General features: G+C 63.9%; 20 protein-coding genes. 8 read left to right on the top strand and 12 right to left on the bottom strand.

The features are described from left to right. Positions 1–86 precede the first annotated feature (86 nt). The 5 genes from glgX to PQR27_RS31665 form a co-directional block, all read right to left on the bottom strand. Positions 87–2,306, bottom strand: a complete 2,220-nt coding sequence (gene glgX, locus PQR27_RS31685; RefSeq protein WP_408527509.1) for a glycogen debranching protein GlgX — start codon at positions 2,304–2,306, stop codon at positions 87–89. A gap of 100 nt (positions 2,307–2,406) precedes the next feature. Beyond that, positions 2,407–4,617 carry a 1,4-alpha-glucan branching protein GlgB gene (glgB, locus tag PQR27_RS31680; RefSeq protein ID WP_408527508.1) on the bottom strand — a complete coding sequence of 737 codons (2,211 nt, stop codon included), beginning with the start codon at positions 4,615–4,617 and terminating at the stop codon, positions 2,407–2,409. After that, complete coding sequence (gene treS, locus PQR27_RS31675; RefSeq protein WP_408527507.1) at positions 4,610–8,071, bottom strand: maltose alpha-D-glucosyltransferase; 3,462 nt, start codon at positions 8,069–8,071, stop codon at positions 4,610–4,612. The genes glgB and treS overlap by 8 nt, the downstream gene beginning before the upstream one ends. Beyond that, entirely contained in the window at positions 8,068–11,511 is a 3,444-nt protein-coding gene (locus tag PQR27_RS31670) for a maltotransferase domain-containing protein (protein WP_408527506.1), read from the bottom strand. The genes treS and PQR27_RS31670 overlap by 4 nt, the downstream gene beginning before the upstream one ends. Before the next feature lie 409 nt (positions 11,512–11,920). Beyond that, positions 11,921–12,583: a DUF1345 domain-containing protein gene (locus PQR27_RS31665; protein ID WP_408527505.1), complete on the bottom strand. Its 663-nt coding sequence runs from the start codon at positions 12,581–12,583 to the stop codon at positions 11,921–11,923. A 72-nt stretch (positions 12,584–12,655) separates the two neighbouring features. Here PQR27_RS31665 and PQR27_RS31660 point away from each other — a divergent pair, with 72 nt between their 5' ends. The 5 genes from PQR27_RS31660 to PQR27_RS31640 all read left to right on the top strand — a co-directional run bounded on the left by PQR27_RS31660 (position 12,656) and on the right by PQR27_RS31640 (position 17,683). Continuing rightward, the gene (locus tag PQR27_RS31660) at positions 12,656–12,856 is read left to right on the top strand and encodes a hypothetical protein (protein WP_408527504.1); all 201 of its coding nucleotides are present in this window, start codon (positions 12,656–12,658) and stop codon (positions 12,854–12,856) included. Between the two features lie 79 nt (positions 12,857–12,935). Continuing rightward, on the top strand, positions 12,936–13,592 hold the full coding sequence (locus tag PQR27_RS31655) for a sugar dehydrogenase complex small subunit (RefSeq protein WP_408527503.1): 657 nt from the start codon (positions 12,936–12,938) through the stop codon (positions 13,590–13,592). Between the two features lie 167 nt (positions 13,593–13,759). Beyond that, complete coding sequence (locus PQR27_RS31650) at positions 13,760–15,361, top strand: GMC family oxidoreductase (RefSeq protein ID WP_408527502.1); 1,602 nt, start codon at positions 13,760–13,762, stop codon at positions 15,359–15,361. 20 nt (positions 15,362–15,381) lie between these two features. Beyond that, positions 15,382–16,809, top strand: coding sequence for a c-type cytochrome (locus PQR27_RS31645; protein WP_408527501.1), 1,428 nt, complete (start codon positions 15,382–15,384; stop codon positions 16,807–16,809). Between the two features lie 136 nt (positions 16,810–16,945). Further along, the gene (locus tag PQR27_RS31640; RefSeq protein WP_408527500.1) at positions 16,946–17,683 is read left to right on the top strand and encodes a metallophosphoesterase; all 738 of its coding nucleotides are present in this window, start codon (positions 16,946–16,948) and stop codon (positions 17,681–17,683) included. Between the two features lie 25 nt (positions 17,684–17,708). Here the strand turns inward: PQR27_RS31640 and PQR27_RS31635 are convergent, their stop codons facing one another. Together PQR27_RS31635 and PQR27_RS31630 are read right to left on the bottom strand one after the other, a co-directional pair. Next, entirely contained in the window at positions 17,709–18,410 is a 702-nt protein-coding gene (locus PQR27_RS31635) for an RES family NAD+ phosphorylase (RefSeq protein WP_408527499.1), read from the bottom strand. Then, complete coding sequence (locus PQR27_RS31630; protein WP_408527498.1) at positions 18,407–18,844, bottom strand: MbcA/ParS/Xre antitoxin family protein; 438 nt, start codon at positions 18,842–18,844, stop codon at positions 18,407–18,409. Before PQR27_RS31630 ends, PQR27_RS31635 begins: the two co-directional genes overlap by 4 nt. A 111-nt stretch (positions 18,845–18,955) precedes the next feature. On the opposite strand from PQR27_RS31630, the gene PQR27_RS31625 reads away from it, so the two are divergent. Next, positions 18,956–19,501 carry a hypothetical protein gene (locus tag PQR27_RS31625; RefSeq protein WP_408527497.1) on the top strand — a complete coding sequence of 182 codons (546 nt, stop codon included), beginning with the start codon at positions 18,956–18,958 and terminating at the stop codon, positions 19,499–19,501. Between the two features lie 91 nt (positions 19,502–19,592). On the opposite strand, the gene PQR27_RS31620 is transcribed toward PQR27_RS31625, so the two are convergent. Continuing rightward, positions 19,593–20,444 (bottom strand): LysR family transcriptional regulator, encoded by an 852-nt coding sequence (locus PQR27_RS31620; RefSeq protein WP_408527496.1) that lies wholly within the window; start codon positions 20,442–20,444, stop codon positions 19,593–19,595. A 101-nt stretch (positions 20,445–20,545) separates the two neighbouring features. On the opposite strand from PQR27_RS31620, the gene PQR27_RS31615 reads away from it, so the two are divergent. Continuing rightward, on the top strand, positions 20,546–20,929 hold the full coding sequence (locus tag PQR27_RS31615; protein WP_408527495.1) for a tautomerase family protein: 384 nt from the start codon (positions 20,546–20,548) through the stop codon (positions 20,927–20,929). 152 nt (positions 20,930–21,081) lie between these two features. Next, on the top strand, positions 21,082–21,918 hold the full coding sequence (modE, locus tag PQR27_RS31610; protein WP_408527494.1) for a molybdenum-dependent transcriptional regulator ModE: 837 nt from the start codon (positions 21,082–21,084) through the stop codon (positions 21,916–21,918). A gap of 16 nt (positions 21,919–21,934) precedes the next feature. On the opposite strand, the gene PQR27_RS31605 is transcribed toward modE, so the two are convergent. The 4 genes from PQR27_RS31605 to PQR27_RS31590 form a co-directional block, all read right to left on the bottom strand. Then, on the bottom strand, positions 21,935–22,636 hold the full coding sequence (locus PQR27_RS31605) for an ATP-binding cassette domain-containing protein (protein ID WP_408527493.1): 702 nt from the start codon (positions 22,634–22,636) through the stop codon (positions 21,935–21,937). Between the two features lies 1 nt (position 22,637). After that, positions 22,638–23,312, bottom strand: coding sequence for a molybdate ABC transporter permease subunit (gene modB / locus PQR27_RS31600; RefSeq protein ID WP_408527492.1), 675 nt, complete (start codon positions 23,310–23,312; stop codon positions 22,638–22,640). Positions 23,313–23,358: 46 nt separating this feature from the next. Then, positions 23,359–24,132, bottom strand: coding sequence for a molybdate ABC transporter substrate-binding protein (gene modA / locus PQR27_RS31595; protein WP_408527491.1), 774 nt, complete (start codon positions 24,130–24,132; stop codon positions 23,359–23,361). 135 nt (positions 24,133–24,267) lie between these two features. Beyond that, the gene (locus PQR27_RS31590) at positions 24,268–24,969 is read right to left on the bottom strand and encodes a phosphatase PAP2 family protein (RefSeq protein WP_408527490.1); all 702 of its coding nucleotides are present in this window, start codon (positions 24,967–24,969) and stop codon (positions 24,268–24,270) included. Positions 24,970–25,090: the final 121 nt, after the last annotated feature.

The following is a 25,090-nucleotide window of genomic DNA, read 5'->3' as shown; positions in this document are numbered from 1 at the left end:
CCATTCGGTTTTGCTCGGGAGCCGTGCCGGATACCTGACGACGCGGCCGCCCTACCATGCTGCATGTGCTGCGAAGCGGGCAGCGCTCAACTGGTCGGCGAGGTATCCACGCTCGCCGGATGCGCGCCGGGATCGGGCGGCAACGCAGTCAGGAGCCGCGGCCCGTGCTCTGCACCGGCTATCCAGCCTGCCTGCCAATCCGCCTCGCCGACAGGTTGCGCAGCCAGCATGACAAGGCTATGCGCGGCCACTTCAACCTCCGGCACCGCCAGCCGATGCGGCGCACTTTCCGGCTCAGCTGTATCTAGCAGCACTTGCCATTCCAGATGCGGCGCGGGCGGTGTGAAACGCCGCGTTTCCGCCGACGCGTTGAGCATCATCAACAATACTTCGGTTTCGTGATTCAGGCCCGGGCCGGCGCGCCGCAGCGTAAACGCGCGGCCCTCCGGATCTTGCCAGGCTTCGATGGTGAGCGGATCGCCGTGTTCGTCGAACCAGCCGACATCGAACAGACCGGGCAACACCTCGCGGTCGCCGAACAGAAACCGCGTTTCGCGTAACAACGGGTGCTGTTTGCGCAATGCGACGACCCGCGCGACGAATTCGGTCATCTTGCGCCCGTCCGGCGATTGCGCGCGCTCCCAGTCGAGCCATGATAGTTCGTTATCCTGGCAGTACGCATTGTTGTTGCCATTCTGCGTGCGCAGCGATTCGTCGCCCGCCAGCAGCATGGGCGTGCCGAGCGCCATCAGCAGCGTCGCGTTCAGCGAGCGGGCCACGCGCTTGCGGGTCTCGAGAATCGCCGGATCGTCGGTATGGCCTTCGGCACCCCAGTTGCGGCTGCAATTTTCGTTGTGACCGTCGTTGTTGCCTTCGCGATTCGCCTCGTTGTGCTTCTGCTCGTAGGCGGTGATGTCGGCGAGCGTAAAGCCGTCGTGCGACGCGACAAAATTAACCGATGCCCACGGTTTTCTGAAGCGGCGGTTGAACAGATCGGCCGAGCCGGTCAGGCGCGCGGCGAGATCGGGCCGCAAGCCGGCGTCGCCGCGCCAGAAGCGGCGCACGGTGTCGCGAAAACGATCGTTCCATTCGGCAAAGCCCGGCGGATGGTTGCCGAGCTGATAGCCGCCGGGACCGATGTCCCACGGTTCGGAGATCAGCTTGCGTTGCGACAGGATCGGGTCTTGACGCAGCGCATCGAAAAAGCCGGAGCCTGGATCGAAGCCGTGTTGCTCGCGGCCGAGCGTCACGCCAAGGTCGAAACGGAAGCCGTCGATATTGAAAGCAGTCGACCAGTAGCGCAGCGAATCCATCACCATCTGCAGCACGCGCGGATGCGGCAGATTCAGCGTATTGCCGCAGCCGGTGTCGTTGATATGGTGGCGTTCGTCGCCGGGGATCAGCCGGTAGTAGCTGGCGTTGTCCAGCCCGCGCCACGACACCGTGGGCCCCATTTCATTGCCTTCGCAGGTGTGGTTGTAGACCACGTCGAGAAATACTTCGATGCCGGCCGCGTGTAACTGCCGTACGGCGATACGCATTTCGTCGAGCCGGTGCGTGCTCAGATACGAGGGCTCGGGCGCAAAAAACGCCGCGGTGTTGTAACCCCAGTAATTGCGCAGACCGCGCTCAACCAGAAACCGGTCGTTCAGAAACGCATGCACGGGCAGCAGTTCGACAGCGGTCACGCCGAGCTTGAGCAAATGCTCGATGAACTCCGGCGAAGCCAGCGCGGCGAACGTGCCACGTTCGTGCTGGCGCAGATCGGCGCGCAACATCGAGGCCCCGCGCACATGCACCTCGTAAATGACGGTTTCGCCCCACGGCAGGTTCGGGCGCTTGTCGTGCGACCAGTCGAACGCTTCGTCGATCACGACGCATTTCGGCATGGCCGGCGCCGAATCGCGCCGGTCGATCGACAGGTCGGCGCGATTCGAATGCACGCGATAGCTGAAGAGCGCATCCGACCAGCGAAACTGCCCGACCAGCTTGCGCGCATACGGATCGAGCAACAGCTTGTGCGGATTGAAGCGATGCCCGTGCTGCGGCTGATACGGCCCATGCGCGCGAAAGCCGTACGCCGTGCCGGGGTGCGCGTTCGGCAGATAGCCGTGCCAGATTTCGTCGGTGCATTCGGGCAGCGTGAAACGCCGGAGTTCCTTACGGCCGGTGGGGTCGAACAGGCAAAGCTCGATTTTCTGCGCGTTCGCCGAGAACACCGCAAAGTTGACGCCCAGGCCGTCCCAGCTGGCGCCGAGCGGATAGGGCGAGCCCGGCAACAGCCGGTCGGGCATTGCATGCGACATGATTCCCCTTCCTTGTTCTGTTTTTTGCGAACGCTATCGTGGGTCTTCATGCAACGGGCGCGCGACCACTACGCCGCGCGCCCGCATGACCGCGCGCCAGTCAATCGGCGCGTAAAACGATCGTCGCCAACGGCGGCAGAATCAATGAAGCCGAAAACGGCCTGCCGTGACTCGCGATCTCATCGGTGTGAATCATCCCGCCGTTACCCATGTTCGAGCCGCCATATACGCCGGCGTCCGTATTCAGTACTTCGGACCAGCGGCCTCTGCAGGGCATGCCCATCCGGTATCCGACCCGCGGCACCGGCGTCATATTGCAGACCACCACGACCTCGCGACCTTCGCCGTCGGTGCGGCGCCAGGCGAATACGCTGTTGCCCTGGTCGTCGCCGATCAGCCATTCGAAGCCGCCTGGCTCGCTGTCGAGCCGGTATAGCGCGGGTTCCTGGCTGTACAGATGATTCAGATCGCGCACCAGCTTCTGCAGACCGTGATGATCCGGATCGTCGAGCAGATGCCAATGCGGCGACGTGTCGTGGTCGAACTCCGCCATCTGCCCGAATTCGCCGCCCATGAACAGCAGTTTCTTGCCCGGATGCATCCACATGAAGCCGAAATACGCGCGCAGATTGGCGAAGCGTTGCCATTTGTCACCCGGCATCTTGCCGAGCAGCGAGCCTTTGCCGTGCACCACTTCGTCGTGCGAGAGCGGCAGGACGAAGCGCTCCGAATACGCGTACACCATGCCGAACGTCATCATGTGGTGATGATATTGGCGGTAGACCGGGTTTTCTTCCATGTAGTGCAGCGTGTCGTGCATCCAGCCCATGTTCCACTTGAACTGGAAGCCGAGGCCGCCGTCTTCCACGCGTGCCGTGACGCCCGGCCACGCGGTGGATTCCTCGGCGATCGTGATCGCGCCCGGCACGCCCGGCACATAGCCGACCTCATGATTGAGCCGCTTCAGGAACGCAATCGATTCGAGGTTTTCCCGGCCGCCGTAGATATTCGGCACCCATTCACCGGCGGCGCGCGAATAGTCGCGGTACAGCATCGAGGCCACCGCATCCACGCGCAATCCGTCGACGTGATAACGCTTGAGCCACGCGAGGCCCGAGGCGATCAGGAACGCGCTCACCTCGTGGCGGCCGAGGTTGTAGATCATCGTGTTCCAGTCCTGGTGATAGCCTTCGCGCGGATCGGCGTGCTCGTATAGCGGCGTGCCGTCGAAATCGACGAGGCCGTGCGCGTCGTTTGGAAAGTGCGCGGGCACCCAGTCGAGAATCACGCCGAGACCAGCCTCATGCGCCTTGTTGACGAACGCGGCGAACTGCTCGGGCTTGCCGAATCGCGCGGACGGCGCGAACTGTCCAAGCGGCTGGTAGCCCCACGAGCCGCCGAACGGATGCTCGGCGACCGGCATGAACTCGACGTGCGTAAAACCCATGCTCTTGACGTAGGGAATCAGCCGCTCGGCGAGCTCTTCCCAGACAAGGCCGCGCTGACCTTCTTCGGCCACGCGCAGCCAGGATTCCGCATGCACCTCGTAGATCGAGATTGGCGAGCGCGCGGTCTGCTTGCCCCCGCGCGACTGAATCCATTCGTGATCGGTCCATTCAAACTGTTCGATCTCGTCGACGTGCGCGACGACTGAAGCGGTACCTGGCGGCTTCTCAGTCTGCATCGCGCAGGGGTCGGCCTTGAGCGGCAACGGATGGCCGTCGCGCGATAGCAACTCGTATTTGTAGCGTGTGCCGGGACCTACGCGCGGCACGAACAGCTCCCACACGCCTGCCTGATGACGCAGCCGCATCGGATGGCGACGGCCGTCCCACGCGTTGAAGTCGCCCACCACCGACGCGCGCCGCGCATTCGGCGCCCACACGGCAAAGCGCACGCCGGGTACGCCGTCCACCTGCATGGGATGCGCGCCGAGGCATTCGAGCACCGCATACGGATCGCCGCCGGCGAGACGCCCGAGCGGTTCGTCGCCGAGCACGGGGCCGAATGAATACGTGTCCTCGATTTCCTGCGTCACACCGTGCCAGTCGATCCGCAAACGATACGGCGCCGCCGACGTGATGCGGCCGGCAAAGAGCCCAGGCCGCAGTTGCTCGAGTTCGCCCAGCAGCGCGCCGTCCGTGCGCGCCACGACGCTGACGTGCGCGGCATTCGGCAACAACGCGCGCACGACAGGACCGGCGTCCGTCTGATGCATCCCGAGCTGCGAAAAAGGATCGGGGTGACGCGCCTCGACGAGCGCGTCGATATCGAGCGGTTGGAGGCCCGCGGCCGGATCATGCTCACTCATAGTCGCCCTCGGCCGGGTTAGGCGGTGTGTCGGCGCCAGGCGCCTGGGTTGATGGATCGTGGTGCGGCGGCGTGCCGGTGTCGCCCAGCAGACGGCTGGCGAGCGCGGCCAGTCCGCGCACCGGCAAGCTGAGCCAGGTCGGCCGGTTGGCGGCTTCGTAACGGATCTCGTAAGCGGCTTTCTCGATCAGGAACAGATCCAGCAAGGCCTGCTCCGAATGCTGCGCGACCAGCGATTGCTCCGCCGTTGCGACGGCCGCGCGATACTCCCGCAGGAAGACTTCCGTGGCATGTGCGCGGAACCGCTCGAACAGCACGCGCTTGCGATCGGCGGTTTGTGGCGGCGCGCTTTCCATGGTGGACTGCGCCGCAGCACTCGCATAGGAGAGCGAGCGCATCAGACCGGCCACATCGCGCAACGGGCTCGACTTCTGGCGCCGCTCTTCAAGGGTCCGCGCGGGCTCGCCTTCAAAATCGATCAGATACGCGTCGCCCTGCGCGACCAGCACCTGGCCCAGATGGAAGTCGCCGTGGATGCGGATGCGCAGCGCGCCTGCATCGCCCGATACGAGTGTGTTGACCGCTTCCACGAGCGCGGCGCGGCGGTCGATCAGGCTTTGCGCCAACGCTTTGGTTTCCGGCTCGGTCATCTGCTCGATGCGCGGTGCCAGCAGATCGAGCGCGCTTGCGAGCATCGCCTGCGTGCCGTCGACCCATGCCTGCACCTGTTCGCCGCTGGCAGGTTCTGGCGCGAAGGACGGGTCGTCCGTCGGCGAAGCAAGCGCCACATGCAACTCGCCCAGCCTCTTGCCGATGATGCCGGCGAGCGCACTGTAGCCGTCCATGAGGATGGCTTCGTTGGTACGGTCCAGCGATTGCGCGTCCGCATCGACCGCGATGGCGAGTTCATCCACCGAGCGGCGCAGGAAGTCCAGCGACCAGTTCCACGCGTCGCCCTGATTGTCGATAAAGCCTTGTACGATGGCGAGCGTATGCGGCACGCCCGCGGGATCGACGCGCACCACTTCACCGTACAGCGGCGCGGTGTTCGCGTAGCCGAGCTGGGTCAGGTAGCGGCTGATTTCCGCTTCCGGATGAATGCCGCTCACCAGACGGCGCACCAGCTTCAGCACGGCGGTGTCCGCGATGATCAGCGAACTGTTGCTTTGCTCGGCTGCGAGCCAGCGGATGTCGGGTCGTTCGCCAAGATCGAGTTCGTCGAAACGGTCCGTCGGGATGAACCTGATTTCGCTTTTCTGCACGGTGGGAACGACCGCGCGTTCACGCAGCTTGCGCATCACGCCATGCGCGAAGATCGGCAACGCGAAGGCGTCTGTCAGATGGCCGACATTGCGGCCGCGCCGCACCCGTGCCAGCGCCAGTTGCCTGAAGAGCGGCGTGGTGGTTTCTCCGCCCCAGGTGATCGCGATCGGTACCACGTAGCGCTCGGTGTGATTGCCGACGTCCGCTTCGATTTCGGTGAAGGCGAAGCCGCCATTGGGGATCGTCGTCAGCGCGGCGAGACGCACGGCGTGCATCTTCTGATCCTTCGAGGCAAACCAGCGGCGCCGGCTGAGCCATGACGGCAACACTTCCGATTCGAGCAGGCGGACGTTTTCCGGTGTCGGGCCGGCCTGTCCTTCGCGGATCACGATCGTGACGAATTCCGGCAACGGTTCCGAATGCGCCTGCGCCCACGTTGGACGCTGGCCGCCCGGGCACAGCATGAACCACAGAAAACCGTACGGCGGGAACGTCAGCAGATAAGTCAGTTGGCCGATGGCGGGGAACACGGAATCGGCGGTCATTTCGATCGGCACCGAGCCGTCGAACTCGGACAGATCGAGTTCGACCGCTTGCGGCGCGCGCGACAGATTCGCCACGCACAGAATGGGCGGCTGGTCCGGCATTTCGCGCAGATACGCGAGAATCTTGCGGTTTTCCGGCTTCAGGAAGCGGATCGTGCCGCGTCCGAACGTCTGCTTCGCACGGCGCGTGGAGAGCATGCGGCGGGTCCAGTTCAGCAGCGAATGCGGGTCGCGGCTTTGCGCTTCGACGTTGACCGCGTCGAAGCCATACAGCGCGCCCATCACCGGCGGCAGCACCAGCTGTTCAGGATCGGCACGCGAGAAACCGCCGTTACGATCCGACGACCATTGCATCGGCGTGCGCACGCCGTCGCGATCGCCCAGGTGGATGTTGTCGCCCATGCCGAGTTCATCGCCGTAATAAATCACGGGCGTGCCCGGCATGGACAGCAGCAGCGAATTGATCAGTTCGATACGGCGACGGTCGCGCTCCATCAGCGGCGCGAGGCGGCGGCGAATGCCGAGATTCAGCCGCGCGCGGCGATCGCTCGCATACGTGTTCCACAAATAATCGCGCTCCGAATCCGTGACCATTTCGAGCGTCAGTTCATCGTGATTGCGCAGGAAAATCGCCCACTGGTTCGTTTCGGCGAGGTCCGGCGTCTGCCGCATGATATCGGTGATCGGAAAGCGGTCCTCGCTCGCGATCGACATGTAGATGCGCGGCATCAGCGGGAAGTGGAAGGCCATATGGCATTCGTCTTCGTCGCCGAAGTATTCCTTTACGTCTTCCGGCCACTGGTTGGCTTCGGCAAGCAACATCCGGTTCGGATATTCGGCGTCGATCGTCGCGCGGATCTTTTTCAGCACCGCGTGCGTTTCCGGCAGGTTTTCGTTGTTGGTGCCCTCGCGTTCGACCAGATACGGCACGGCATCCAGACGCAACCCGTCGATACCCATGTCGAGCCAGAAGCGCATCACCTGCAACACCTCGCGCAGCACGGCCGGATTGTCGAAGTTCAGGTCGGGCTGGTGCGAATAGAAGCGGTGCCAGTAGTAAGCGCCCGCGACCGGATCATGCGTCCAGTTCGACGGCTCCGAATCGATAAAGATGATGCGCGTTTCCTGGTACTTCTGATCGGTATCGGACCACACGTAGTAATTGCGATGATTCGAGCCGGGCTTGGCACGGCGGGCGCGCTGAAACCACGGATGCTGATCGGACGTGTGGTTGATCACCAGCTCGGTAATCACGCGGATGCCGCGTGCATGCGCTTCCTGAATGAAGCGCCTCACGTCGGAAAGCTGACCGTAATCGGGGTGGACGTTGCGGTAATCGGCGATGTCGTAACCGTCGTCGCGGCGCGGCGAAGGATAGAACGGCAGCAGCCAGATCGCGGTGACACCGAGTTCCGCGATGTAATCGAGCTTCGCGATCAGGCCGGGAAAATCGCCGACACCGTCGTTGTTCGCGTCGAAAAACGACTTGATGTGCACCTGATAAATGATCGCGTCTTTGTACCAGAGCGGGTCGTCGCTGAGCGCGACCGGTTTGCCGCGCCGTGAGGCCCGCGTTTTCGCCGCGCTGCCGGTGGCTGCGCTCGTGTGGGCCTGCGACGTGGTTTGGGCTGGATCGTCACGCTTCATGTCGCACCTTCCGTTGGGGTTGGGTTGCCAGCGTCTGCGTGATAGTCGCTGTCGGCTTCATCGGGGCGTTCGGCGGGCAGGCCGCCGAGCGGCGCGATGCGCCAGATCGAGAATGGCTGACCCGAGCCGAGCTGCACATGCTGCCTGCGGCCGTGCCATTCGAAGCGCGCGCCGGTCATCTGATCGGTCACTTCCAGCGCGCCGTGGTCGTGCAGATTCCAATGCTGGAAAGTGTCCCACGACAATTCGATATCCGCGCCCTGTTCGTTGAACGGGTCGAGATTGATGGCGACCACGATCACATTGTCGCGAGCTTCAGTCGCCTTCTCGAAGAACAGGATGTGGTCGTTGTACGCGGGCAGGAAGGTCAGGCCGAGATGCGTCTGCAGCGCCGGGTTGGCGCGCCGGATCCGGTTTAACGCCGTGATCTCGCCGACGATATTCCCGGGCCGGTGCCAGTCCCATGCGCGCAGTTGATACTTTTCGGAGTCGAGATATTCCTCGCTGTTCGGCAGCGCGGCGGCCTCGCACAGTTCGAATCCGCTGTACACGCCCCACAGGCCGGCGAGCGTGGAGGCCAGCGCCGCACGAATCAGGAAGCCCGAACGTCCGGACGATTGCAGATGACGCGGGTTGATGTCCGGCGTATTGACGAAGAAATTCGGCCGATAGGAATCACGCGCGCTGGTTTGCGTGAGTTCGTTCATGTACTCGATGAAGTCGCGCTTCGATTCCCGCCACGTGAAATACGTGTACGACTGCGAGAAGCCGATCTTGCCGAGGCGGTTCATCATTCTCGGCCGCGTAAATGCTTCGGCAAGGAAGATCGTGTCCGGATAACGCGCGCGCACGTCGCCGATCACCCATTCCCAGAATGGCAGCGGCTTGGTGTGCGGATTGTCGACGCGGAAAATGTGCACGCCGGCTTCGATCCAGAACAGGAATACGTCGCGCAACGCGAGCCACAAATCGGGCTTGGCGTCGTGCGCATAGAAGTCGGGATTGACGATGTCCTGATACTTCTTCGGCGGATTTTCGGCGTAACGCAACGTGCCGTCGGGCCGCCAGGCGAACCACGTTGGATGCTCCTTCAACCAGGGGTGATCGGGCGAACACTGGATCGCGAAGTCGAGCGCGATTTCGAGGCCGTGAGCGTGCGCCGCGGCCAGCATCTTTTTGAAGTCGTCGAGTGTGCCGAGTTCCGGGTGCACGGCGGTATGGCCGCCTTCAGCCGCGCCGATCGCGTACGGACTGCCGACATCGCCGGGCTGCGCATTCAACGTATTGTTGCGACCTTTGCGATTGGCGAGACCGATTGGATGGATCGGCGGGAAGTACAGCACGTCGAAACCCATGTCGCGAATGCGCGGCAGTTTCGTTGTGACGTCGGCGAAAGTGCCGTGGCGCGATTCATCGTCGCTCATCGAGCGCGGGAAGATTTCGTACCAGCTCGCAAAGCGCGCGGCGGTGCGATCGGCGTCGATCTTGTAGACCACCGGATCGCGGCTCAGGAACGGCCGATGACGCGCGGCGGTCATCGACTTCGCCGTGGTCGGCGCGAGGATCAGCGCGAGCTTCGTTTCCGGGTCGGCTTTGGTGAAGACTTTGACGATATGCTCGAGCGGCTCGGTTACCGCGCCTTCCGCCGTTTCCACCTCGGCCAGCACGAGTGCGAACAGATGCGTGGCTTCGTCGAGTTCGAGTTCGACGGTTTGGCCCGCCTTCAGCTTTTTCTGGATGTGCTCGACCAGCGAGGCAAAGTCGTCGCGCCAGGCGATCACGGTGAATTCGTGGCGGCCGAGCCGCTCCAGCGGGATGCGCGCCTTCCAGATGTCAAGGCCGGCGGGCTGCGCCGGGGACATCGGCACCTCATGCCACGCGGTTTCGTCGGCGGCGCGCCAGATCACGGCGGCGGCGATCTTGTCGTGACCTTCGGCGAAGATCGCGGCGGTGATTTCGGCGCGCTCGCCCACGCTGCGCTTGACCGGAAAGCGTCCGCCGTCGACCGAGGGCGTCACGCTTTCGATCGCCACACGCGGCGCGGCAATCGCTTCCAGCACGGTCTTGCGACCGCTGCGCTTGCTGTTTGCCTTGTCGATCGGCGGTGCGAGGCGGATCGGCTTCTCCGCCACCGCGCGAAACAGCCGGCATGCGCCGGGCGCGAGCGTGAACGGCGTCAAGGCGGCGGGCGCGACATGGCCGGGTGCATCCAGCGGCACGAAGCGCGTGAAGTTGCCCGGCACGCCCGCGAGGAAGCGGCCTGGATCGACGCGCACCGGTGCGCCGAGGTCGGGGTTGATCGCGATCAGGGCCGCTTCGCCGGCTTCGCGTAGGTCGGGATGGTCGGCGCGCAACAAAACGGCTGCGGGGGCGCCGGGGCCGCTGAGCGGCCGCAATTCGCCGTTGGCGTGCAGCGCTTTCGAATTGCGCACTACCTCGTTCGCATGCGTGATCCGTTCCGAGAGATCGAATTGCCGAGACTGGCAGGCGAGGGCGTATTGCGCTGCGTCGCCGCGAGTCTGGGACATCGGCTCGGTGATGCCGTATTCGAAGCCCATCGGCATCATCCAGCCCGTGCCGGTCGAGGCGGCGGTGAACAGCGCGCGCCGATAAGCCCGCTCGACGAGCGTGGCGTCATGCGCTTCGCCGCTCAGATCGGCGGCAAGGCGGGTGCCGTAAGGCGCCTCGGGGAACGCAATCGGGGCGCCAATGCGCGCGAGCGCGGCGTGCTCCTCGGTCATCCAGGCCGCGCGGAAGTCCCACCAGCGCATCGACGAGAACACGCTGTCGAAGCCCGCGCCGTCAAGGTTGAGCAGATCGCCACGCGCGAGGCCCGGCGTTGCGGCGAGGAAACGCACGTCCGGATGCTTTGCGCGGACCGCGTCGCCGAGTTGCCGCCAGACGGCCGCCGGCACACGATGCGGCGAATCGAAACGGAACCCGCCAACACCCGCGTCGGCCAGCGCCAGCAACTGATGGGTCCACCAGTCGACCAGTGCCGCGCCACTGCCCGCCTCGTTGAAGTGGGCATACGCGACGTTGTCCTCGCGATGCACGTGACGCGGATCGAGCCGCGCCTCTTCGGACTCGAGTGGGTGGAACCAGTCGGGATGTTCGGCGTACAGCGCGCCATCGGCGGCCATCCGGTCGATCACCAGATCGACCAGCAAGGTCAGGCCGTTCTGCCGGGCAGCGTCCGCGAGGGTGCGGAGCGCCTCGGTGGCCGGCTGCTGGGTCTCGAACACGGGATGCAACCTGCCATGATGGCCGACCACCTGTCCGTGGCGCGCCTGCCCAGGCTCAAAGACGCTGCCCAGGAGCGCGTGATCGAAGCCCAGCGCGGCTGCGTGAGCAAACTGCGCAGGCCAGGCATCGAGCGGCCCAACGAGGAGTGAATGGAGAAAGTAAATCCGCGGCGCGTACCCGTTTGGGGATTCCATCGGTGGTTTCCAGATTCGTCCTGCTGCGGTGTGGATGCAATTAGCATGCGATCACAGCGCTCATTGGGCTTCCAGAGCCGGCTACCGCCCGATGCGAGAAGCGAGGGCGCGTACTGGTCAATGTAGTGCAAAGATCGTCACGCCGCTGGCCAGTAACAGGTGCTTTGACGCCAGACATCGGTTGCACGGGGCCGGCCAGATCGATTGGGAACACGCAGCAAACGTTATGCCAGCGGGTTGTGGGGCTGGAGCGAAAGGGCGGGAGGCGTGCGCGGAACAGGGTGCGCGCGCTTCGGACGGCGCGCTGAAGGAGACGGTGCCCGTGTAAATCGGGCGGATGTCGTCCGGTTTTACACGGGGCGAGGGGTGAGCCGTACTTTTACGGCAAAAAGTGAAGTTGCGGTTGGCGTTACGAGCCGAGCAGGCCGGCCGCGATGTTCACGCACAAGCCGAGCACCGCCACGTTGAAGTAGAACGACAGGATCGATTGCGCCAGGGTTGCGCGGCGAATCGAGCGTGAGCGCAGCACCACGTCGGACGTTTGTGACGCCACCGCGATCGTGAACGAGAAGTACATGAAGTCCCAGTAGTCGGGCTGCAGTGCGTGGTCGGGGAACAGCAGCGCGGTCTCCTTGGCATCCGGGTCGTAATAGAGTCGCGCGTAGTGCATCGTGAAAATGGTCGGGATCATGAACCATGCGCCGATCAGCGTGAGGCCGGTCAACAGGTAGTGCCACGCAGTCGAAGCGCCAGCCGTGCCCTTCGCCGACGCCAGTTCCAGCACGATCGCGGCAATACTGGCAATGGTCGCCACGCAGATCACGAATAGCACGACGCCGGCGTTTTCGTCGTCGCGCCGGGCGAATTCCTGGACGCGCCCTTCGTCGGCGAAGGCCATGTGTATCCAGATCAGGATCAGGTAGCTCCATACGGCGGCGTCCCAGCCGATCAGGACGCGCACCATGACACGCGTGTGCTCAGGTACCACCAGCGCAGCCACCACACCAATAGCGAGGCCGACCAGCATGCGTGGGCGATTACGGAAAACCTGCGGATAGTATTTTATGAGCATGGGGTAGAGAGTGATGAGCCGTCTGTGTCGCGTGTCGCGGATTCTACTCGCGCTTCGGGCACCATTTGTCGAATGGGTAGCTCACAGGCTATAGTCTTTCGCATCGGCCTTGCGCGTCGCTTTCAGTTGAAAGGCGATTGGCAGGCAGCGAGTTTTTCACAGTACGTGCCGCTTTTCATCATGCTGTCATCAGCACAACGTAATGCGGCGTTCATCGGCGACATGAAGCCAGACAAGACCGCTCAAGCGGCGTCAGACCAGGTTTTGGGGTAGAGAAATCGACGCAACGCGCGAGCAGCATCGCGCCATCGCCACGTTGCCCGTTTGAAACGACTCACCATCTGGAGCCCCCATGACAGATGTTCCTGAGCACAATGATGCGCACCACGACGTGACGCATTCAGCCGGGTTGTCGTCGTCAGCTTCGTCTTTGCGCTCAGCTTCGCGCTCATCTTCGCGCTTACCTCCATTCTTATCGTCGGATTCGTTTTCGTCCTCGCGCAGGGCGTGGGTGCTGGGTGCGTGTGCTAGCGCCGCAGCGCTCGCGTTTGCCGGCGCGGGCCGTTCCCTGTCGTGGATCGCGCCGGCATTCGCCGATGCGCCACCTGCCGGCGGCGGCCTCGACGCTTTCCTTGTTCTCTCGCAGCGTCTCACCGGCCGCACCGGCTTCGATACCGTGCTCGGCAAACGCGTCTATGACGCCCTCGCCAGATCCGACAACCAGTTCACCCAGAACGTCGCCGCGCTCAACACGTGGCTGCAAGGTCATGGCGGCGTGCCATCCGATACCGTCACCCAGGCTTTGCAGGCCGATCAGCCGCCACTGGCCAAATCGGTCGGCGCGATCATGCGCGCCTGGTATCTCGGGCTCGTGGGCGACATGCCGCATGTGGAAGTAGTCGCGTATGAACAGGCGCTGATGTTCGAGCCGGTCAAGGACGTGCTGACGATTCCATCGTATTGCCGCGACGTGCCGTTCTACTGGACGCGCAAGCCAGTAGGCGCCTGAACGAAATGCCTCTCACGCGTGCCACGCTTTACCGCCTCACTGCTTTGATTGGGTTTGACTCAGCGGCGGCACGCCGGCACAGCAAGCAACGCTAAGCCAGCACAACGTGCATGGGACCCGAGTAGGCGCTAAAGCGCCAACTCTGGTCGACACAGAAGAGGGCAACAATGGCAAACTCAAATTCCGCCGACATCGTCGTGGTCGGCTCTGGTGTGGCGGGCGGGCTGGTCGCGCATCAGATGGCGCTGGCCGGTGCGTCGGTGATTCTGCTCGAAGCGGGACCGCGCATTCCGCGCTGGCAGATTGTCGAGAACTTCCGCAACTCGCCGGCCAAATCCGACTTCGCGACGCCGTATCCGTCAACGCCGTATGCGCCGCATCCGGAATACGCGCCGGCCAACAATTATCTGATCCAGAAGGGCGACTATCCGTACAACTCGCAGTACGTGCGGCTGGTGGGCGGCACGACCTGGCACTGGGCCGCGGCCGCGTGGCGGCTGTTGCCGTCGGACTTCCAGTTGCACAAGCTGTATGGCGTGGGGCGTGACTGGCCGTATCCGTACGAAACCCTGGAGCCCTGGTATTCGGCGGCAGAAGTGCAGCTCGGTGTGTCCGGACCCGACAACACAATCGACCTTGGCTCGCCACGCTCGAAGCCCTATCCGATGAGCCAATTGCCGCTCTCGTACATGGATCAGCGCTTTAGCGACGTGCTCAATGCGCAGGGCTTCAAGGTGGTGCCCGAACCGGTGGCGCGTAACAGCCGTCCTTACGATGCGCGGCCTACCTGCTGCGGCAACAATAATTGCATGCCGATCTGCCCGATCGCCGCGATGTACAACGGCGTGGTGCACGCCGAAAAGGCCGAGCAGGCCGGCGCCAGGCTGATTCCCGAAGCGGTGGTGTACCGCGTCGAAGCGGACAATAAAGGCTTGATCACCGCAGTCCATTACAAGGATCCGAACGGCAACAGTACGCGCGTGACCGGCAAGCTGTTCGTGCTCGCCGCGAACGGTATCGAAACGCCGAAGCTGATGCTGATGTCGACCTCCGACAAATTCCCGCATGGCGTCGGCAACAGTTCGGACCAGGTGGGCCGCAACCTGATGGACCATCCGGGCACCGGTGTCACGTTTCTCGCCAATGAACCGCTGTGGCCGGGGCGCGGGCCGATGGAAATGACCTCGATCGTCAACTTTCGCGACGGCGCGTTCCGCTCCGATTACTCGGCGAAAAAGCTGCATCTGTCGAACGGCGTGCCGACCATGGGCGTGACCGCCGATCTGCTGAAAAAAGGCCTCACGGGCGCGGAGTTCGACCGGCAGATTCGCGATCGCGCGGCGCGCACGCTGAATATCAACAGCTTTCACGAGCATCTGGCGGAGCCACAGAATCGCGTGGTGCCGTCGGCGGATCACAAGGACTCGCTCGGCATTCCGCAACCCGAGATCTACTACTCGATCAACGACTACGTGAAGAAGAGCGCGGCGAACACGCACGAACTGTATGCGCAGATCGCGACACTGTTCGGCGGCGCCGAAGTGTCGTTCGACGATACCTTCGCGCCGAACAATCACATCATGGGCACCACGATCATGGGCAACGATCCAGCCGATTCGGTCGTGGATGCGGATTGCCGTACGCACGATCATTCCAATCTGTTCATTGCGAGCAGCGGTGTGATGCCGACCGCTGCATCGGTCAATTGCACGCTGACGATCGCGGCTTTGTCGCTGAAACTGTCCGACAAACTCAAGCGTGAAATCTGAGCCCTGAACGGAGAGCCCCCATGATGAAGCACACTTCTCGCGTGCGGCCGGCCGATGCGCTTGCACGGCTCGCGCAGAATGGACGCCGCCGCGGCTTCCGGATGGCCACGCTAGCCGCGTTCTTTTCCGTGTTCGCGCTGTATGTTGCCTGGCACGAAGCGCACGGACCGGGTGCGCCGCGAGACGACGAACTGCCGATCATGCAGGCCCATGCCGACGACACCTCGCAAGCCGGCGCGGCGGGTACGCCCGCCGGGGCCGCCAGCGATCTGGTCACGCGAGGCGAATACCTCGCGCGCGCCGGCGATTGCGTCGCCTGCCACACCACCGACAAGGCACGGCCCTTCGCTGGCGGTCTGCCGATCAACACGCCATTCGGCACGATCGTGACGCCGAACATTACGCCCGATCCCGACACCGGCATCGGCCAATGGACCGACGCCGATTTCCTGCGCGCGATGCATGAGGGTGTCGGCAAAAGCGGCGAGCGGCTTTATCCGGCGTTCCCATACGCCGAGTACACCAAGGTCACGGACCGGGACGTGCTGGCGATTCGCGCGTATCTGAACACGCTCACGCCGATTCACTACGCCCCGCCGAGCAACAGCCTGAAGTTTCCGTTCAACCAGCGCTGGCTGATGGTGTTCTGGAACATGTTCAATTTCACCGAAGGCCGCTTCGTCCCGGATCCGAAACAAAGCGCCGAATTGAATCGGGGCGCGTATCTCGTGCAAGGACTGGCGCATTGCGAGGAGTGCCATACGCCGCGCAATTTCACGCAAGGCCTGAAGACGAGTTCGCGTTTCGCCGGCGCGGTGCAGGCCGGCTGGCATGCATACAACCTCACGCCGGACAAGAACAGCGGGATCGGCAGCTGGAGCGATGACGAACTGATTGCGTATCTCTCCACCGGCGCGGCGCCGGGCCGTGCCAATGCGGCGGGTCCGATGGCCGAAGTGGTGACTGACAGCACGCAGTATCTGACCCGCGAGGACCTCGGCTCGATTGTCACGTATCTACGCTCGGTGCCGCCGATCAACGGTGGCGAAGCGCGTCCGCGTGACCAGTGGGGCAGTCCCGCCAACGACGTGACCGCGCTGCGCGGCACCACGATTCACGGAGTGAACGGCGCGCAACTGTTCATCGCCAATTGCGCGACATGCCACAACTGGACCGGGCAGGGCGCAGGCGCGAGTGCGCCTGGTGCGTATCCGTCGCTGATCCACAACACGGCGGTTGGCGCGAGCGACGCCAATAATCTGGCGATGGTGATCCTGCACGGCGTCACTCGTACGACGAAACAGGCCGACGTGCTGATGCCCGCATTTGCCAGCCAGCTCACCGATGACCAGGTGGCCGCGATCACCAACTACGTGACCAAACAGTTCGGCAATCCGCAGTCGACCCTGACGGTCGATCAGGTGGCCAAGCTCCGCTCGCAGCAATAATGACCACGCAAACGGCGTGTTTCCGGCAAGCTCTACCGGAAACACGCCGTTTTTGCGTCGATCGAGCCATTCCGGACGCTCCGAAAAGAGAGGCAGCGCGCATACGCACTTGTGCGTGCCGCACTATCATGAGCGAATGGCTTCCGTCCTTGCGAACTCTGTCCAGCATCATCCAGCCAATCCGGGCGGCCGCGATTTTATCGTCGGCGATCTGCATGGCTGCGTCGATGCATTGCGCTATCTGTTGCGCGAGATTGCGTTCGACCCGGCGCGCGACCGGCTGTTTTCGGTCGGCGATCTGGTGGATCGCGGCGAACATTCCGAACAGGCCCTGGCGCTGCTCGACAAGCCGTGGTTCCACGCCGTGCTCGGCAATCACGAGGACACGCTATGCGCGGTTGCCGATGGCCGTTTGCGCCGCCAGTGGTGGTACGGGATCGGCGGCATCTGGGCCGCGGGTTTATCCGACGAACAATTGCAGCACTACGCGGAACATCTGCGGATGCTGCCGCTCGTGCGCGTGGTGGGCAGCGGCAAGGATCGCTTCAATATTCTGCATGCCGAATTCTTCGGCACGGACGCCGACCTCGATGCCGGCAATTTTTCCGCCGAAGTGCGGCAGCAATTGCTGTGGGGCCGCGAGCTTGCGGTGGGCAATGGTGATCCGCTGCGGCAACGCGGTCTTTCGCTGACCTATTGCGGCCATACGCCGATGCGCGACATCCAGCAGATCGGCTCGCAGGTGTTTATCGACACCGGCGCATTCGGGCCGGGCGGCAAGCTGACGATCGTCGAGCCTCATGCATTGCGGCGCTGGTCGATCTCAGTCGAAGTCGCGCGCGCGGAAGGCGCGGCGGAACTGGCGTTGCCTTGAGCCGCCTCGCTGCCGATGGGCCTTTTCAGCCGACCTGATTGAGTTCGAACACCATATCCACGCTGCTGCCGTTCCAGTTGTATTCCAGATACGCCGCGTGATGACAGTCGCGCAGCAGCGTCGTTCTGAACGCGGCGAGGCACTCGCCGCCCTGATCCCGCACCGATGGATACGCGATGCCCGGCGCCCCGGCCTCGCGCACGGCGCGGCCGAGCGACTGGCCGGCGAGGTAGGCGTCGGGCGAGAGCACCGCGGGATCGAGTTGCGCGTCGCCGCGAATGTCGACCACCTTGCCCTGCGCCACCACCGTGTAGAGACGCATCTGTTGGCGCAGCGGCGCCTCGGCGGTGGCCGCGAGGAATTTGCCCGTGTGATAGCGCGTTTCCGCGATCGCCGTGGCGCGCGAGCGGGCGCAATAGAACACGCCATAGCTGCCGTCCGAGAAGCGGCTGCCGAGCGGATTCAGATGCGTCAACGCGGCCATGATCGGCCCATAACCCGGCCCGAAGCGGCGCTCCTCGCGCGGCACCAGATCGAGTTCGCCGACCTCCGTGCGCAGACGGTCGTTGGTCATGGCCTCGAGCGCGTAGAGGGCGTCGAAGTCTTCCGGCGACGCCACCCGGTCGAACAGGTTGACGGCGGGAAAGCGTGTGGGAATCACGCGATACGCGGGCGACCAGTCGAGCGGCGCGGTGCGCCAGCGGTCCTGCCAATGCTGTTCTGTCACGCCCAGCCGCCTCGCATTGCGTCGAGATACTGGCGCACGGCCACGAGATCGCTGATGTTGCCGGCCAGCATGCGGTCCAGCGCGCGGCGGCCACCGAACGGCGGCGCGCTGTTGGGACGCTTGATCCACGTGTCGGCGGCGCTGGGCTGCGGCAGCAGAATCTGCAGTGCCTTATAGATGCCGAGCAGCAGCGACAGACGTTCGAGCGTGTCGCGTCCCAGCCGCGCGGTTTGCGGCGTGGCTTTCCATTTGAAGTAGGTGGAGCGCGCCGGCGAGCCGAGCAGCACAATCTGCTCTTCGGCGCTCAAGTCCCAGTCCCGGGCGACGTTGAAGAACGCGCGCAGGCCCGCGGCGGACATTTCCGTCAGCGTGGGTTCCGGTACGGGCCGGCGTATCGGCGATTCGGGATGGCTGGCTCGGGCTGCGTGGGACATGAGCGGGTAAGTCCTTATGTGTACTTTTAATTGATATTAGTCTAAATACGGACTTTTGCAAGGGAATATAATTCCGGCTCATTATGAAGTCGAGATCAGGAGAAGCAGGAGATGTGGGTTCGAGGAGTAGCAACGGCAGCAATGGCGGCGGCGGTGTGGAGTGTGTCTGGCGCGGCAATCGCTGCGGGCTATGCGGAAGTGTGGAATCCGCCGGAGGCCGCCGGGCATGCCACTGGGCATGTAAAGAACACGGCGGGTGGCGCGGCGCCTAAACATGGCGGCGACGCGAAGGCGACGCCCAAGCACGCGGCTAGCAGTCAGCACGGGACGCAACGGGTCGCGTCGGAGCCGAAGAGTGGGGCGAAGCCGTCTCAGGCTAGCGAGAAGAAGGTTGCGGTGAAAGCGAAGCCGGCCGTCGCGACACAGGGTAAAAAGCCGCACGCGCAAATGGTTCAGGTGAAGCCGGATCAGACTAAGCCAACGCATGCCGATCCGGTCCAGGCCCATACGGCTCATCCCCCTGCGGCCACGGTCACGGCGAAAACCGGTCCCGTCAAACCGCCGGCACCCCAGGCGACCGCCATGACGAGTCCCGCGGACCCGGCAGCCAATCCCGCTACCGCCAACAGTGGCTCGCTACCGCCGATCCTCCACTGAGCTCGCGGTCAGGCCGTGCACTGACACCACGACATCGAGAGCCGGAAAGACACGAGCGCCCAGTCCAGGTAAGCGCCGCGCGCGCCAACCGTCAAACGCTCGCCAAGCCCGTCGCCACCAGCCGCAAGGTCTCGGCTGAACGCCGGTCTTTCACCCGAGAATGCAGCGTCACTCGCGATTCGGGTAGCGGCGGCAACCCCAGCTTCGTGCCAACATCGATCAAGCCGCGCGGCGCCACCCGGCGCGCCAGCGGCGACACCGCCAGGCCTGCCGCCACCGCCGCACCGACGGCTGCCACACCCCCGCCGACGAACACTTCCTGCCAGGCAATCCCCGCCTCATTCAAGGTTTGCAGCGCGATAGCACGCACATTGCACGGCGCCGTTAACAGCGCGAGCGGCAATGGCTCGCCGACGCGCGGCAACCATTCCGGCGTGGCGAGCCAGCCGAGCGGCTCGCTAAAGAGCGGTTGCGCGTCGTCGCGCGGTGGCTCGTCGGCGCCATATCGAACGATGACGGCATCCAGCCGACGCTCGTCGAGTTGCGCGAGCAGGGCATTGGACATCCCCAGATGCAATTCGACCACCAACCCGGGATCATGCGCATTGAGCCGCGCGAGCAACTGCGGCAGATCCGCACCCGCCACGTGCTCGCTGAGGCCCAAAGTCAGCCGCCGACGCTCCACGGATAGCGAACCCAGCGCCCGCTCATGCGCGTTCAACAGATCGCGCGCTGCGCCGAGGAACGCGTTGCCGTCCGCGGAAAGACGCACGAGACGCGGCGTACGCTCCAGCAGTTGCTTGCCCAGATGCGCTTCCAGCCTTTTCAGCTTCAGGCTGACGGCCGACTGCGTGGTATCGAGCGCGTCCGCCGCCCGCGTGAAGCTGTGTAGATCGGCGACCAGCACGAAGGCGCGCACGGCGTCGAGATCGAGCACTTTCATTTCAGTTGGATATAGATGAAATAGTCAATGATGTCTGTTTATTATGACTGGATGCGCCTAAGCTGTGTTGACACATCCACTTCAACCGAAGGAGTTTCATCATGCCGCTCACACGAATCGCTTTGCGCGCCGGCAAGCCGGCTGAATACCGGAAGGCGCTGACGGCCAGCATCCAGCGTTCGCTGGTGGACACGTTCAATGTGCCGAAGGACGACATCTTCATGCTGATTACCGAGCATGAGGCTGGCAATTTTGTCTACGACAACCAGTACCTGAACATCGACCGCAGCGACGATCTCGTGGTGATTCAGATCACCTTGAACAACACGCGCACGCTCGAGCAGAAAAAGGCGCTCTACAAACGCATGGCGGATGAACTGGCGGAATCGCCTGGGCTGCGACGGGAGGATGTGTTCATTAATCTCGTCGAGGTACTGAAGGAGAACTGGTCGTTTGGTAACGGGATCGCGCAGTACGCAGTGTGATGGCCCGCTGGGCACGCGTTCAATGCGAAACGGGCGGCACGGTCGGTTGACCGTGCCGCCTGTCCGTTTCAGTGCCTGGAGGAGGTCGTGCGCGTCGGCGTGGCTATAATGATTCGCTGTCCTTCCCTCATCCGTTGACCACTTTTCCCGCCATGACAACTGACCATACCGGCTCGTCTCACGAGCCTCTCGAAATTGGCGGCTCGGTCTGGTTTCAGGCGGGCGCGCAAACGCTCGGCGGCGCGGCGCGCATCGCGCTGCTCGCGGCAATCGGTCAGACCGGCTCGATTACGAGCGCGGCGAAAGCGGTGGGCATCAGCTACAAAGGCGCGTGGGATGCCGTCGACACCATGAACAATCTCGCCGGCGAGCCGCTCGTGGTCCGTTCTACCGGCGGTAAAGGCGGGGGAGGCACGACGCTTACGCCGCGCGCCGTGAAGCTGATTGAGACGTTTCGCGCTGTCGAACGCGAGCATCGGCGTTTTCTCGAACGCGCGGGTGCAGCCATTGAAGGTTTCGCGACCGATTGGGATCTGATCGGGCGCATCGGCGTGAAAACGAGCGCGCGCAATCAGCTCTACGGGACGGTGTCGGCAATCACGCGCGGCACGGTTAACGACGAGGTGTCGCTCGCGCTGCCTGGCGGCCATGCGATTGTGTCGGTGCTCACGCATGAAAGCACGGAGACGCTGGGACTCGCGACAGGTTCGGCGGCGTTTGCGCTGATCAAGGCTTCGTGGGTGGTGCTGCTTGTCGAAGACACGGATGGCACCCCGCTCAAGCTGTCCGCGCGCAATCAGCTGCGCGGCACAGTGCAGAGCGTCAAGCGCGGTGCGGTAAGCGCGGAGGTCTCGCTCGTGCTCGAAGGCGGCGCCGTGATCACCGCCGTCGTCACGAATGAAAGCGTTGACACGCTAGGGCTTGTGGAAAGCGGGACGGCGATTGCGGCATTCAAGGCGTCGAGCGTGATTCTCGGCGTGAAAGACTAGGCGCGAACGCGCGCCGCTAAGGCACGCTGCGCTCGTAGCCGGCGAACGGGTGGTTCTCGCGCACGCAGCCATCGCTGACCTGCACGACCTGATCGCCGAACGCGGCGACGTCGTCGGGATCATGCGTGATCAACACCATCGGAATATCGAGCCGCGTTTGCAGTTCCGATAGTTCGTGCCGCATCCGCTGACGCAACGCGCTATCGAGCGCCGAGAAGGGCTCGTCGAGCAACAGCAGGCGAGGTTGCGCCACCAGCGCCCGAGCCAGTGCCACTCGCTGCTTCTGTCCACCGGAAAGCTGGGCCGGATGATTGCCGGCAACGCTTTGCAGTTCGAGCGCCTCGAGCCAGTAATCAACTTGCGGATGAGCGCTCCGCGCGCGCGGATTGAACCAGCCCGGCTGCAAGCCGAAGCCGATGTTCTGCCGCACGTTCAGATGCGGAAACAGCGCGTAGTCCTGAAACAGATACGCGATCTTGCGCGCCTGCGGCTTCAGATCGACGCCTTGCGTGCTATCGAACAGCGCATTGCCATGCAGCGCGATGCTGCCCTCGTCAGGGCGAAGCAGGCCGGCGATGGCCTGCAAGGTCAGACTCTTTCCCGCGCCGGACGGCCCGAACAACACGACGCGCTGCGTGATCGCCTTGAACGAGACGTCGAGCGTGAAACGGCGCTCGGCACTCTGGAAGGTCTTGCGGATGTCGACGGCGAGCGGCATGTCAGCGGGACGACAAAAGCGTGTGCTGCGGCACCAGACGGCCTGCGAGCAACAGGATCACGACGCACGTCACCGAGGTCACGAGCACGAGGAAATTGGCGGTGCTGTCGTCACCGGCTTGCACCGCGGAGTAGACCGCCACTGAAAGCGTCTGCGTGCGCCCCGGCAAGTTGCCCGCGATCATCAGCGTCGCGCCGAATTCGCCGAGCGCGCGCGCGAACGCCAGCAGACCGCCGGCGAGGATGCCGCGCGCCGCGAGCGGTAGCGTCACGCGAAAAAACACCGCCGTTTCGCTGACGCCCAGCGTACGAGCGGCACGTTCGAGCTGCGGGTCGACCGCTTCAAAGGCGGCGCGTGCCGACTTCAGCACGAGCGGAAACGCCACCACCGTCGACGCGATCACCGCGCCCTGCCACGTGAACACCAGCTGGATATCAAGGCGGTCGAGCCAGGCGCCGATCACGCCGCGCCGCCCAAGCAGCACCAGCAGGTAGTAGCCGAGCACGGTAGGCGGCAAGACGAGCGGCAGCATCAGCAGGGAATCGATCACATCGCGCGCGCCCGAGCGCCAGCGCGACAAGCCGAAGCCGGCCGCGACGCCGAACACCAGGTTGAGCGCAGTGGCCCAGCCCGCTACCTTCAGCGACAGCATGAGCGGAATCCAGGCCTGTTGCATGAGCGTGCGAAGTGTCGAGTGGACGAGGGGACGTGCCTGCGGGAAGTTAGTGCGCGGGCTTGAAGCCGTACTTCGCGAGCACCGCCTGGCCGGCCGGCGACAGCACGAAGTTCATGAACGCCTGCGCGTCGGCCGCGTGACGGCTGCCTTCGACCTGCGCGATCGGGTAGGTGATCGGCGTTTGCGTCGGCACGTTCATCGCCACCTTGACCTTGTCGGGCATGATCGCGGCATCGGTACTGAACACGAAGCCGGCGTCGACTTCGCCACGCGACACGTAGTCAAGACTCTGGCGTACGTTCGATGCCAGCACGGCCTTCGCACTGACGGCGTCCCAGACGCCCGCGGCCTGCAGCGCGCCCTGCGTATAGCGGCCGACCGGCACGGAAGCCGGATCACCATAAGCGACCCGCTTTACGTTCGCGGATGTCAGATCGCCAAGCGAGGCGGGTGCGAAGTGGCTGTCGGTCGGTACGATCAGCACCAGCGAATTGGCAGCGAAGTCGCGGCGCGTGGCCGGCACGATCACTTTTTCGGCAGCGGCCTTGTCCATGGCTTTCTGATCCGCGGAAGCGAAGACGTCAGCGGGTGCGCCCTTGGCAATCTGCTGCATCAGCACGTCGGAGGCGCCGAAGTTCAGCAGGACCTTAGTGCCGGGATGCTGCTGCTCGAAGACCTCGCTGACCGCCTTGAACGCGTTGGTCAGGCTCGCGGCGGCCGAGACCACCAGTTCGTCGGCGCGCGCATTGGCGCTAACGGCAACGGAGACGGCGCTGACAATGAACAGCGCATGTTTCACAAGGCGGCGGGAGAGTGTCATGGAGACTCGGATGTCCGGTGCAGGCCGGAGCAGCAGGTTAAAACGCTATCGTAATATATGAAAGGTTATAACGATGCCCATGACGATTATTCAACTATGCGCATGGCGCCGCGCGTGAAATTGCAGGGGCGCGGGTCAAATGTCGGATGAGCGCGGCGCCGCAAGCGTATTGAGCGTTTGCGACAGCGGCGCCGTGGCGGGGCGGACGGCGCGCGTGGCTTTCCACTTCGCGCGAATAAACGGCCGTTCGTGACCGGACACCTTGAGCGCGATACGCGTGACCCAGCGCTGGGTGGGAACATGCACACCGTGCATCAGTACCGCGAGGATCATCAGACTCGCGGCGACGGGCAGCGCCGACAACCGGCCCGGCTCGGCATGCCAGGCCATGCGCACGAAGAACAGCGCAGCCAGCGCGCCAACAATGCAGCCGGTGATGGCCTCAGACGGTGAGTGAGCGCTCAGTACGACGCGCGACAGGCCGACCACGATGCCCACGGCAAGCCCAAGCGCCACACCGAGCAGACGGATGGCCGGGCGGGCCGGCAATAGCATCAGGAACAGCGCGACCGGATAGACCGCCGTGGAGAACATGGCATGACCGCTGACGCCGGTGAAATCCAGTTCGCGTATGCCGACGCCCCAGCCGAGAAAGGCGAGTTTCGTAACGGTCACAACGCCGATCGCCGCGCCCAGCAGCAGCAACCAGCCCGCGGCCATGCGCCACGTATAGCCGACCGCCAGCCACAGCGCGATGGCGAACGCGAGCGGCAGCGTCATGCCGGAGGCGCCGAGGCTGGTAATCGCAATCCACAGGTGGAGAGGTAAGTCGGGCATGGCAAAAAGCGCGACCAAGGCCGCGTAGAATCGGGTTGGTATTGAATGAACGCATGAAAGGCGCGAATCGCCGACGCGGCAAAGGCCCGCAAGGCAATTATCTCACCGCCAGTATAGACGG

Source organism: Paraburkholderia fungorum (assembly GCF_046027215.1).
In the GTDB taxonomy this organism is placed as follows: domain Bacteria; phylum Pseudomonadota; class Gammaproteobacteria; order Burkholderiales; family Burkholderiaceae; genus Paraburkholderia; species Paraburkholderia fungorum_D.
The sequence above is the reverse complement of the archived record's forward strand: the minus strand, read 5'-3'. Positions and strand labels throughout refer to the sequence as shown.